The organism is Lachnoclostridium sp., assembly GCF_031997925.1.
Classification (GTDB): Bacteria; Bacillota; Clostridia; order Lachnospirales; family Lachnospiraceae; genus Lachnoclostridium.
In genome coordinates this window covers 96,997-108,160 of the sequence record NZ_DAMADT010000009.1, presented here as the reverse complement: position 1 = coordinate 108,160, position 11,164 = coordinate 96,997, and the positions used below count along the sequence as shown (strand labels likewise).

Annotated in this window: 13 protein-coding genes and 1 pseudogene; all 14 read left to right on the top strand. The window is 43.0% G+C overall.

The genetic code is table 11. The features are described from left to right. The first annotated feature begins 17 nt into the window (after positions 1-17). Complete coding sequence (locus RTP52_RS08495; RefSeq protein WP_312370583.1) at positions 18-323, top strand: BMC domain-containing protein; 306 nt, start codon at positions 18-20, stop codon at positions 321-323. A 30-nt stretch (positions 324-353) separates the two neighbouring features. Next, on the top strand, positions 354-1,865 hold the full coding sequence (locus RTP52_RS08490) for an aldehyde dehydrogenase family protein (RefSeq protein ID WP_312370542.1): 1,512 nt from the start codon (positions 354-356) through the stop codon (positions 1,863-1,865). 27 nt (positions 1,866-1,892) lie between these two features. Then, positions 1,893-4,439, top strand: a complete 2,547-nt coding sequence (gene cutC, locus RTP52_RS08485; RefSeq protein WP_312370540.1) for a choline trimethylamine-lyase — start codon at positions 1,893-1,895, stop codon at positions 4,437-4,439. A 22-nt stretch (positions 4,440-4,461) separates the two neighbouring features. Then, entirely contained in the window at positions 4,462-5,409 is a 948-nt protein-coding gene (gene cutD, locus RTP52_RS08480) for a choline TMA-lyase-activating enzyme (protein ID WP_312102972.1), read from the top strand. Between the two features lie 17 nt (positions 5,410-5,426). Beyond that, complete coding sequence (locus tag RTP52_RS08475) at positions 5,427-5,768, top strand: BMC domain-containing protein (protein ID WP_312102974.1); 342 nt, start codon at positions 5,427-5,429, stop codon at positions 5,766-5,768. Beyond that, positions 5,765-6,196: a EutP/PduV family microcompartment system protein gene (locus tag RTP52_RS08470; RefSeq protein WP_312370537.1), complete on the top strand. Its 432-nt coding sequence runs from the start codon at positions 5,765-5,767 to the stop codon at positions 6,194-6,196. Before RTP52_RS08475 ends, RTP52_RS08470 begins: the two co-directional genes overlap by 4 nt. A gap of 22 nt (positions 6,197-6,218) precedes the next feature. Next, positions 6,219-7,355: a 1-propanol dehydrogenase PduQ gene (locus tag RTP52_RS08465; RefSeq protein WP_312370534.1), complete on the top strand. Its 1,137-nt coding sequence runs from the start codon at positions 6,219-6,221 to the stop codon at positions 7,353-7,355. After that, positions 7,355-7,990, top strand: coding sequence for a hypothetical protein (locus RTP52_RS08460; protein ID WP_312370531.1), 636 nt, complete (start codon positions 7,355-7,357; stop codon positions 7,988-7,990). Before RTP52_RS08465 ends, RTP52_RS08460 begins: the two co-directional genes overlap by 1 nt. Continuing rightward, positions 7,972-8,817 (top strand): ethanolamine utilization protein EutJ, encoded by an 846-nt coding sequence (eutJ, locus tag RTP52_RS08455; protein ID WP_312370529.1) that lies wholly within the window; start codon positions 7,972-7,974, stop codon positions 8,815-8,817. Before RTP52_RS08460 ends, eutJ begins: the two co-directional genes overlap by 19 nt. 13 nt (positions 8,818-8,830) lie before the next feature. Further along, entirely contained in the window at positions 8,831-9,136 is a 306-nt protein-coding gene (locus RTP52_RS08450; RefSeq protein ID WP_312370526.1) for a BMC domain-containing protein, read from the top strand. Continuing rightward, entirely contained in the window at positions 9,130-9,393 is a 264-nt protein-coding gene (locus RTP52_RS08445) for a EutN/CcmL family microcompartment protein (protein WP_312105623.1), read from the top strand. The genes RTP52_RS08450 and RTP52_RS08445 overlap by 7 nt, the downstream gene beginning before the upstream one ends. Positions 9,394-9,408: 15 nt before the next feature. Then, positions 9,409-10,038: a cupin domain-containing protein gene (locus RTP52_RS08440; RefSeq protein WP_312370523.1), complete on the top strand. Its 630-nt coding sequence runs from the start codon at positions 9,409-9,411 to the stop codon at positions 10,036-10,038. An 11-nt stretch (positions 10,039-10,049) separates the two neighbouring features. Continuing rightward, positions 10,050-10,847: a BMC domain-containing protein gene (locus RTP52_RS20535; protein ID WP_312370521.1), complete on the top strand. Its 798-nt coding sequence runs from the start codon at positions 10,050-10,052 to the stop codon at positions 10,845-10,847. Between the two features lie 26 nt (positions 10,848-10,873). Beyond that, positions 10,874-11,164 (top strand): annotated as a pseudogene (locus RTP52_RS08430) (acetaldehyde dehydrogenase (acetylating)); the annotation flags it as partial.

The following is an 11,164-nucleotide window of genomic DNA, read 5'->3' as shown; positions in this document are numbered from 1 at the left end:
AGAAAGGAAAAAAATATATGGAAAGATATGAAGCCATTGGCTCAATAGAAAGATTCGGTATAGTATACGTTCTAGAAGCTGCCGACGCAATGGGTAAGGCAGCGGATGTGGAACTGATTGGTTTTGAGAACGTAGCTTCCGGTTATATTTCTGTCCTTGTATGCGGAGATGTGGGAGCTTGCAAGACTGCGGTAGAAGCAGGAATTAAGGCGGTAAACGATATGGGAGCGGAAGTTTATAGTTCCGTAGTTATTCCAAGACCTCATCCCGATCTTGTAAAAATCATCAAGCGTTATGCCATAACTGCTCCGGAACAGGAATAACAAGCATCCCGAATGAAGGGAGAAATGTAAATGAGTTTTGTAGATAAAGACCTTCTCTCCATACAGGAGGCAAGGATTCTAATGGAAAATGCAAGAGATGCTAGAAACACCATGCTTACCTTTCCTCAGGAAAGACTAGATCTCATCGTGGATGCTTTAGCTGCTTCTGCGAAGGAAATGGCCGAGGAACTAGCAGTCATGTCCGCAGATGAAACCGGATATGGACGTTTTCAGGATAAGTATGTGAAGAATAGATTTGTCTGTGATTACCTGCCAAAACGCTTAAAATCCATGAGTTGTGTAGGATTTTTAAACGAAGATACTGAGTTAAAGACTATAGATGTAGGTGTTCCTGTGGGTGTACTTGTTGCTCTCACTCCGTCAGTAAGCCCGGTTTCTACTGCACTATATAACGTACTGATGGCTGTTAAGTCTGGTAACCCCATCGTTATTGCTCCACATGAGAGAGCAAGGAAAGTAACGGGTAGACTTCTAGAACGTCTGTTAGAAGCGGGAAAATGCTACGGACTTCCGGATGGAGCGATTGGGTATTTAAAGACAGTGACAAGGGCAGGTACTTTGGAGCTTTGTCATCACCCTGCAACAGCCATGATTGTTAACACCGGAGTTCCGGAGCTTAACCGCGAGGCTTCTAGAAGCGGAAAGCCTTATATATATGGTGGTACGGGAAATGGACCAGTCTTTATTGAACGTACCGCCGATGTAGGGCAAGCGGTACAGGACATCATTGCAAGCCGTACTTTTGATTACGGAATTGTGTCTGCTGCAGAACAGTATATGGTAGTAGATAGTCTTATTGCAGCAGAAGTAAAGTCTGAAATGTTAAGAAACGGTGCCTACTTCATGAACGAGGAAGAGGAGAAACAGTTGATAGACCTCCTAACCCTTACGAATGGAAAGACAGATACAGAAATTATGGGTAGACCAGCCGAAGAGCTTGCTAAACGAGCAGGATTTACAGTGCCTAAGACCACATCTGTACTGGTTTCCGAACAGAAATATATTTCTGACAGAAACCCATTTGCAAAAGAGCTTCTTTGCCCGGTACTAGCCTACTACATCGAAGACGATTGGATGCACGCTTGTGAGAAGTGTATGTGTCTTTTGGTAAACGAAAGCCATGGACACACCTTAGTGATTCATTCCAGAGATGAAGAAGTAATACGCCAGTTCGCCTTAAAGAAACCAGTGGGCAGAGTGCTTGTAAATACCCCCGCTACCCTAGGTAGCATGGGAGCGACCACGAACCTTTTTCCGGCTATGACCCTAGGAAGCATTACAGCAGGCGCTGGAATCACAGCGGATAATGTTTCACCTATGAATTTCATCTACATCCGAAAAGTGGGATATGGAGTTCGTGGAGTAGAAGAATTTCTTGGACCTTTCGAGAAAACCTCAAGCGGATACGAAAAAGCCCCTGAAACAATCAGGAACCATGCCCTTGAGACAAACAAGGGCATGGAAGATGCCAGAGATTTTTTGAAACAGATTTTACAAGCCTTGTCCAAAGAACTGGATTAAGAATAATTGAAAGAGAGGGAAATCAGATTGGATATTCGCGAATTTTCAAATAAATTTGTCGAAGCAACAAAGAACATGTCACCGGAAGAAAGAGCTTCCTTGATGAAAATGTTTGAAACTGTTTCTGACGAGATTAACAAAAAGGAGACTGCACCTTCTGCATCAAATGTATGTAGCGAAGAAGGTTCCGACATACCGGATGGCATTACTCCAAGACTTCATAAATTAAAAGAGAATTATTTAACACACAAACCAACGATTACAACATACCGTGCACGTGCAATTACTAAGATTGCAAAAGAGAATCCTGGTATGCCAAAGATTATGCTTCGTGCAAAATGTTTCCGTTACTGCTGTGAAACAGCTCCACTAGTAATTCAGGACAACGAGCTTATCGTAGGTGCTCCTTGTGGCGCTCCACGTGCAGGTGCATTTTCTCCAGATATCGCATGGAGATGGATGCAAGATGAGATCGATACCATCGGAACACGTCCTCAGGATCCATTCTATATTTCCGAGGAAGACAAGAAAATCATGAAAGAAGAGCTCTTCCCATTCTGGGCAGGCAAATCTGTTGATGAATATTGTGAGGATCAGTACCGTGAAGCAGGCGTATGGGAATTATCAGGAGAATCCTTTGTATCTGACTGTTCCTACCATGCAATCAACGGTGGTGGAGACTCAAACCCTGGTTACGACGTTATCCTTATGAATAAGGGTATGTTAGATATTCAACAGGAAGCTAAGGATCATTTAAAAGGGCTTAATTATGATAATCCGGATGATATCGAGAAGATTTATTTCTACAAATCCATTATTGATACAACCGAAGGCGTTATGATCTATGCAAAGAGACTTTCCGAGTATGCGGCAGAGCTTGCAGCAAAGGAGACTAATCCAAAGCGTAAAGAAGAGTTATTAAAAATCTCTGAAGTTAATGCTTACGTTCCTGCTCACAAGCCAAGAACCTACTGGGAAGCAATCCAAGCTGTATGGACCATCGAATCCTTACTTGTAGTAGAAGAGAACCAGACCGGTATGTCCATCGGACGTGTTGACCAGTATATGTATCCATACTACAAAGCTGATATCGAATCAGGACGTATGAATGATTATCAGGCATTTGAGCTTTCAGGCTGTATGCTTATCAAGATGTCTGAGATGATGTGGATCACCAGCGAAGGTGGTTCCAAATTCTTCGCAGGTTACCAGCCATTCGTTAATATGTGTGTCGGTGGTGTAACCCGTAGCGGATACGATGCTACGAATGATTTAACTTACCTTTTGATGGAAGCAGTTCGTCATGTAAAGATTTATCAACCATCCCTTGCATGTCGTATCCATAACAAGTCCCCTAAAAAGTACTTGAAGAAGATCGTAGATGTAGTTCGTTCCGGTATGGGATTCCCAGCTTGTCACTTTGACGATGCCCACATCAAGATGATGCTTGCAAAAGGCGTATCCATTGAAGATGCTCGTGATTACTGCTTGATGGGCTGCGTTGAGCCACAGAAGTCAGGACGCTTGTACCAGTGGACATCCACTGCTTATACTCAGTGGCCAATCTGTATCGAGCTTGTTTTAAACAACGGTGTTCCACTATGGTATGGCAAGCAGGTTTGCCCAGATATGGGTGCATTAAGCAACTTCAAGACTTATGAAGAATTTGAAGCAGCAGTAAAAGAACAAATCAAATATATTACAAAATGGTCTGATGTTGCCACTGTTATTTCTCAGCGTGTTCACAGAGATTTAGCTCCAAAGCCACTAATGTCCGTTATGTACGAAGGTTGTATGGAGAACGCCAAGGATGTATCCGCAGGTGGTGCAATGTATAACTTTGGACCTGGTGTTGTATGGTCTGGACTTGCTACCTATGCAGATTCCATGGCAGCAATCAAGAAACTAGTATTCGATGAAAAGAAATATACTCTAGAGCAGTTAAATGAAGCGTTAAAGGCTGACTTTGTAGGTTATGACCAGATTCGTACGGATTGCCTCAATGCTCCAAAATACGGTAATGACGACGATTACGCGGATTTAATTGCTGCAGATTTAGTTGACTTTACGGAGCATGAGCATAGAAAATATAAGACTTTATATTCCGTATTATGCCATGGTACCTTATCTATTTCCAATAATACTCCATTCGGACAGTTGACAGGTGCTTCTGCTAATGGCCGTCACGCATGGGTACCGCTTTCCGACGGTATTAGCCCAACTCAGGGTGCGGATTTTAATGGCCCGACTGCTATCATTAAGTCCATATCAAAAATGGCCAATGACAGCATGAACCTCGGTATGGTTCATAACTTTAAGATTATGTCAGGGCTTCTTGAAACTCCAGAAGGAGAAGAGAGTCTTATCACCTTACTTCGTACAGCTTGTATGTTCGGTAACGGCGAGATGCAATTTAATTATCTTGATAACAATACTCTTATTGATGCTCAGAAACATCCAGAAAAGTACCGTGACCTTATCGTCCGCGTAGCTGGATACAGTGCATTCTTCATTGAATTATGTAAGGATGTACAGGATGAAATCATAAGTAGAACCATGCTGACACATTTTTAAGAGAAGACGGAGATTAATCAAAATGGACCATGGAAAAACAGGAGAGATTGAACGTAAGGCGTTTATTTTTAACGTACAGAAGTACAACATGTATGACGGGCCGGGAATCAGAACCTTGGTATTCTTTAAAGGCTGTCCTCTTCGGTGTAAATGGTGCTCCAATCCGGAAGGTCTGGAACGAAAATTTCAAGTAATGTATAAGCAAAATTTTTGTGTAAGCTGCGGGGCGTGCGCTGATGTGTGCCCCGTAGGAATCCATGTGATGTCGAATGGGAAACATGAAATTGTACGAGAAAAGGAATGCATTGGCTGCATGAAGTGCAAAAACGTCTGCCCAAATTCGGCGCTTACCATTGCTGGAGAGGTAAAGACCATTTCAGAACTGCTTAAGATTGTGGAAGAGGACACTGCTTTTTACGATATGTCTGGAGGCGGCGTGACCCTTGGTGGTGGTGAAGTAACTGCCCAACCGGAAGCGGCTTTAAATCTTTTGATGGCTTGCAAACAGGAGGGAATCAACACAGCAATTGAAACCTGCGGTTGTACGAATACAGAAAACATTTTAAAAATCGCGGAGTACGTGGATCTGTTCCTGTTTGATATCAAACATATGGATCCAGTACGTCACAACGAGTTAACAGGTGTGAACAATGAACAGATTCTTATAAATCTTGAGGAACTGCTTCGTCGCCGCTATAACGTAAAAGTCCGTATGCCAATGTTAAAAGGAATCAATGATAGCAGGGAAGAGATTGATGCGGTTATCAAGTTTTTGATGCCATTCCGTAATGATAAGAACTTTAAGGGAATTGACTTACTTCCATACCATAAGCTCGGAGTTAATAAATACAATCAGCTGGATAAGGTATATCCAATTGACGGCGATCCTAGCTTAAGCGCTGAGGATTTAGACCGAATTGAAGGATGGATGAAAGAATACGATTTTCCGGTTAACGTGGTAAAACACTAAGAAAGGGGAAGGAAGCCATGGAAGAAGAGATGCGCCGTGTCATTGAAGAGTCCGTACCGGGCAAACAAGTGACCATAGCCCATGTGATTGCATCACCCATACGGGAGGTGTATGAATGCCTAGGCATTGACCAACTGGGAGCCATCGGGATTCTTACGCTGTCTCCTTTTGAAACGTCCATCATTGCTGCGGATATTGCGGCAAAAGCAGCGGACGTGGAAGTAGGTTTTTTGGACCGATTCACTGGATCCGTAATCATTGCAGGCAGCGTAGACAGTGTGGAAATCGCATTAAATGCGGTGTGTGATACCTTAAAACGCGGGCTCGGGTTTATGGTACCCGAAGTTACAAAGACATGAGAAAAAAAAGAATCATGATCATAGGACCCAGCAGAAGCGGGAAAACCTCACTGGCCAACTTTATAAACGGTTTGACCGGCCCTACAAGAAGAACCCAGAACATGGTGTATGGGGAAAAAACATTGGATGTACCCGGGGTTTATTTAGAAAGTCCCTGGATGCACAAGCATTTGATTGCGGCTGCACAGGACGCCTCCCATGTACTGATGCTGGTAGACCAGTCGTCATTCATAGAGAGTTATCCTCCCGGATTTGCAAAGACGTTCCGGGTGCCGGTAATCGGTGTGATAACCGAAAGCGGTGAGAAACCGGAGAATAACGACTGGTGTATCCGTCAGTTAAAAAAAGCTGGGGTAAGAGAACCCTATTACAATATAAATTTGGCCGAAGAGGCAAGTTTCGTTGAATTAATGGAGATATTAAAATAAATAGAAAGGAGGGAAATGTAACGTGGAACAATTTGTAATGAACACAAAGATATATATGGGATCTTCTTGTCTTGATAAGATGAAGGATCTTCCTGCGAAAAAAGCCTATATTATCTGTGATCCTTTTATGGCCCAGTCCGGAAAGGTGAACTTAATTACGGATATTTTAATGGAAATGGGAAGCAGCTTTGAAGTTTTTTCAGAAGTAGTACCGGATCCAACCATTCAAGTAGTTTCAAAGGCCATCGGCGGAATGAAGTGTTTTGGACCCGATACAGTCATCGCCTTAGGTGGTGGTTCTGCCATTGATACAGCAAAGGCAGCAAGTAATATTTATTCGCAGATGGGAAATGAGAAACTGTTTTTAATTGCGATTCCGACCACAAGTGGTACTGGAAGCGAAGTAACTAATTTTTCTGTAATCTCTGACCCACAGGCCCAGGCCAAATATCCACTTCGTTCTGATAGTATGGTACCAGATGCAGCGTTCCTTGATCCACGCTTTACGGTATCGGTACCGCCTCATATTACAGCGGATACAGGAATGGATGTTTTAACCCATGCTTTAGAAGCTTATGTTTCAACCAATTCAGGAGATTTTACCGATGCTTGTGCGGAAAAGGCAGTGAGATTGGTTTGGAACTACCTCGCTCGTACCGTAGAAGAAGGAGGCGACATGGAAGCTAGAACACACATGCACAATGCTTCCTGCCTTGCAGGTGTTGCCTTTAACGGTGCTTCCTTAGGGCTCTGTCACAGTATGGCTCATGCTCTTGGAGCACGATTCCACATTCCTCACGGAAGAAGCAACGCGATCCTTTTACCTCATGTTATCAGCTATAATGCCGGTCTAGAAGACGCAGGCGAACAGGATGCTTGCGCTAGATATGTGGCAATTGCTAACATGCTCGGTATAGCAGCTGGAACAGATAAGGCAACGGTACACAATCTGTTGCGTCACATCAAGAATATGATGAGCAAGATTAAAATACCTCAACAGATTACGGACTTAAAAATCGATAAAGACGAATTTGAGCAGGCTATACGAGAAATGGCAGAGAAAGCACTAGCAGATAACTGCACATTAACTAATCCAAGAGTACCTAAGATAGAAGAGATTGAAGCCATCTACAAGAAATTGTGTAAGGGGGGGTATTAATGAAATTCATCACGGAAGACGATTTGAGGATTTTATTCAGAAGAGAACCCTTTACCTTTTATGATATCCCTATGGGTAACAGACTCACACCGGGAGCAAGGCAGTTTCTGGTAGATAAGAAAGTTCCCATAAGCAATGACCCAATGGTGGTAAAACGAAAAAATGAAAAGCTTACAGAGATAAAAGTAGAAGCAACAAAAAAAGAAGATGCACCGAAAAGAGAAATTTGCAAGGAAGTTTTTCAGTTAAAAAAGAAAACACTCCAAGCACAATTTCTGGAAGCGGGACTCGAGCTGTTAAGCAGGGACGTGCTGTTAGCACAGCAAGTGTTTGATTTGGAACGAACACTTTCTTTCGTAGGAAAAGTTGGTCGTGGTGAGGAAACTACTTGCAAGACCTGCACCGGATTTCATGAAGGAAACATGCAGGAATCTTTTGAGGATTGCTTTGAAATAACAGGCTTTCATGCACAGTCAGAAAAAGGAAAAGAAATCGTCCTTTTGCACCGCCTACGCTGTAATGTCAGAGAGCTGGCTGCTGAAGCAGAAAACGAAAATCTAAACCCTATCATTAACCGCTTGTCACAGATGATATGTCTGGAATATGGAGGAAAACTATGCCAAAGGAAGAATTAACATTTGACAGCTGTAATGAGTTGGTCAGCCAATTTGAAGCAGTAGTTAAACAACCTATAAAGGGAAGCTCCTCTGTTTACTATACCGGAGTTGATTTGGGAACAGCGTGTGTGGTACTGGCTGTGTTAGATGAGAATTACAAACCTGTAGCAGGTGCTTACCGATATGCGGATGTGGTCCGAGACGGAATGGTTGTGGACTACATCGGAGCGATCCGGATTGTACGTGAGCTAAAGGAAGAACTAGAGGAAAAGTTAGAGACTGAGCTGATTTATGCAGCTGCAGCTATTCCTCCGGGAACCGATACCTTGGACGGTGGAGCTATAAAGAATGTGGTTCAGGGAGCGGGATTTGAGATAACCGCCCTTTTGGATGAACCAACAGCTGCGAATGCAGTCTTAAAAATAAAGAACGGTGCGGTAGTGGACATCGGCGGCGGAACTACTGGTATCACCATTTTAAAGGATGGAAAGGTAGTGTATGTGGCGGATGAACCTACAGGAGGAACTCATTTCTCCTTGGTAATCTCAGGTGCTTATCATATACCATTTACAGAAGCGGATGTATTTAAGCGCAAGGAAGAAAATCATAAAGAACTGCTACCGCTATTAAAGCCGGTGGTGGAAAAAGTGGCTTCCATCATAAGCCGCCATATCAAAGGATATGATGTCGAGGAAATCTATCTGGTAGGCGGAACTTGCTGCTTAACCGGAATTGAAACAATTATTGAAAAACAGACGGGAATCAGGACACGGAAACCTGAAAATCCGATGTTTGTAACTCCTCTTGGAATCGCATTTTCCTGTAATCAGGAAGAGATGGAGTAAAGGAAGTGAACTTATGGAATACCGAATTATTAAATCACCGTCACAAGGAACCCTAGGTATTTTAAACCGCAGGAAAGGATCCGGTAATACCTCCCCCATAGGACCGGTGGATGCGGTTGGACTGATACAGGGTAGAATCATCGAAATGGTTTGTGCTGCCGATGTGGCAGAAAAAGCAGTAGGTGTTACGGTAGAGGATATCAAAGGAAGCTGCCCGCAGAACATGATTATGCTGGCGATTTTTGGAGATACCGCATCGGTAGAGGCAGCCATGGAAGAGATTAAGCAAAGAGAGAAGAGAGGTACCGAAGAATGGTAGCGGCTAGATTAATTGATAACGTATGGGCTACAAGAAAGACGGAATCCTTAAACGGACTAAAATTCATGCTTGCCGAGATCATTGGAGGCACACGGGAAGGCGAACGGCTGATCGTAGCAGATATCATCAGCGCAGGTATCGGTGACCGTGTGATTGTTTCCACCGGTTCTTCCGCCAGACGGATGCTGGAAAGTGATGATATTCCAGTAGATGCCGTAGTAATTGGAATTATCGATGAAGATTGCCAATTAATATAGGAAGGAAGTGATCATATGAAGCAGTTGATTTGTGCAAAAGATGTAGAAACATTAAATGCAGAAGGAAAAAAGGTTTTTTACGTGGAAAGCGGAAGTATCATTACTCCATCTGCAAAAGATGCAGCAGATGCATTTGGAATCACATTCTGTGAAAAGGCAGAAGAGCTACCACAGGTTCCAGCAGCTTTCGCAGGGATGGATATTGATAGTGAGAAAATTTACATGGTACTTAAGACTTTGATGGAAAAGGGTTTGTTAAATGATATCTTAAAACCTTATGAATCAGAAAGTCATGGAAATGGCCTTAAGGTAGTCCGTGGAAGTTCTGTAAAAATGGATGTATTTGATACTGGTGATCCAGCTGTGAAAGCTTACTACCAAGAGCTAGTAAGCAAAGACGAATCCCATATCAGTGCAGGTTTCCTTACGATTGACCATTCTAGTTTTGAATGGGAGTTAACTTATGAGGAAATCGATTATGTAATCGAAGGAACTCTAACCGTTACAATTGACGGAAAGACCTATACAGCAAAAGCAGGAGATGTGCTCTTCGTACCATCAGGCTCCAAGGTTATCTGGGGTTCACCAGATAAAGCAAGAGTATTCTACGCGACTTATCCGGCAAACTGGGCTGATTTGGTTTAAGGAGGTAAACGATGCAGGCACTTGGTTTTATAGAAACAAAAGGCGTTCTCGCAGCCATTGAGGCAGCAGATGCTATGTTAAAGGCAGCGAATGTGTCTCTTATAGAAAAGACCAAAGTCGGCGGAGGTCTCGTCACTGTTACGGTAACCGGTGATGTAGCGGCAGTTAAGGCAGCTGTGGACGCAGGTGCAGCAGCGGTAGAACGCATAGACGGTGCCACTTTAGTCACATGCCATGTGATTCCTAGACCTCATGATGAGCTGAAAGATATCTTTGATGGAGGAACTCCTGATGAGCCGAAGGGAAAACCGGTAGAATCAGAAGAACTGATAGAAACAAATGAAGAGCCGGATGAAACGGTAGAACTGGTAGAACAGGTAAATCCGAAAGAACTAGAAAAACAGTTAGATCCGAAAGAACTGGAAAAACAGGTAAATCCGAAAGAAGAACCAGAAGAACTGGAAAAAGAATCGGTAGAACCGAAAGAACTGGTAAAATCGAATGAACCGAATATAGGAATCAAAGAGGAGCCATCTTTGAAGGGAATAAAGATCCTGACAGAGGGTAGTACCGAAGAGTCTTCCGATAAACAAGAAGCGGTCGAACCCATAAAAAGAGTAACCGTGGACTTGTGGAAGCAGGATGGTTTGAAAAAAACCATGAAGAAACTTGAAGATATGAAGGTAACAGAACTTAGAACACTTGCCCGTGAATATCCAGAATTCAGTATCGCTGGTAGGGAAATATCAAAGGCAAATAAAGCGAAGCTACTGAAAGAATTCAAAAAGTATTATGGACAAAATGATTAAGACTTATAGAAAAGGAGAAATGGAACATGGAAAGTTTTGATTTTGATTTACGTTCCATCCAAGAAGCAAGGGATTTAGCAAGAAGCGGTGAAGCGGCTGCTAAGAAGATTGCTCAGTTTAGTGAAGAACAGATTGATCGTATTCTTAAGAGTATGGCTAAGGCAGGAGAGGAACATGCCCTATGCTTGGGAGAAATGGCTTCTGAGGAAACTGGATTTGGGAAGGCAATGGATAAGGCATATAAGAACCACGCTGCTTCCACCCTTTTATATGAACAGATAAAGGATATGAAGACTAGAGGAATCCTTGCAGAGGAT

What these genes read in the sequence shown, in the direction of transcription:
- RTP52_RS20535 (WP_312370521.1), top strand. Translation starts at nt 10,050, where the DNA reads ATGCAGGCACTTGGTTTTATAGAAACAAAAGGCGTTCTCGCAGCCATT.
- RTP52_RS08490 (WP_312370542.1), top strand. Translation starts at nt 354, where the DNA reads ATGAGTTTTGTAGATAAAGACCTTCTCTCCATACAGGAGGCAAGGATT.
- RTP52_RS08440 (WP_312370523.1), top strand. Translation starts at nt 9,409, where the DNA reads ATGAAGCAGTTGATTTGTGCAAAAGATGTAGAAACATTAAATGCAGAA.
- RTP52_RS08450 (WP_312370526.1), top strand. Translation starts at nt 8,831, where the DNA reads ATGGAATACCGAATTATTAAATCACCGTCACAAGGAACCCTAGGTATT.
- RTP52_RS08470 (WP_312370537.1), top strand. Translation starts at nt 5,765, where the DNA reads ATGAGAAAAAAAAGAATCATGATCATAGGACCCAGCAGAAGCGGGAAA.
- cutD (WP_312102972.1), top strand. Translation starts at nt 4,462, where the DNA reads ATGGACCATGGAAAAACAGGAGAGATTGAACGTAAGGCGTTTATTTTT.
- RTP52_RS08460 (WP_312370531.1), top strand. Translation starts at nt 7,355, where the DNA reads ATGAAATTCATCACGGAAGACGATTTGAGGATTTTATTCAGAAGAGAA.
- RTP52_RS08495 (WP_312370583.1), top strand. Translation starts at nt 18, where the DNA reads ATGGAAAGATATGAAGCCATTGGCTCAATAGAAAGATTCGGTATAGTA.
- eutJ (WP_312370529.1), top strand. Translation starts at nt 7,972, where the DNA reads ATGCCAAAGGAAGAATTAACATTTGACAGCTGTAATGAGTTGGTCAGC.
- RTP52_RS08445 (WP_312105623.1), top strand. Translation starts at nt 9,130, where the DNA reads ATGGTAGCGGCTAGATTAATTGATAACGTATGGGCTACAAGAAAGACG.
- RTP52_RS08475 (WP_312102974.1), top strand. Translation starts at nt 5,427, where the DNA reads ATGGAAGAAGAGATGCGCCGTGTCATTGAAGAGTCCGTACCGGGCAAA.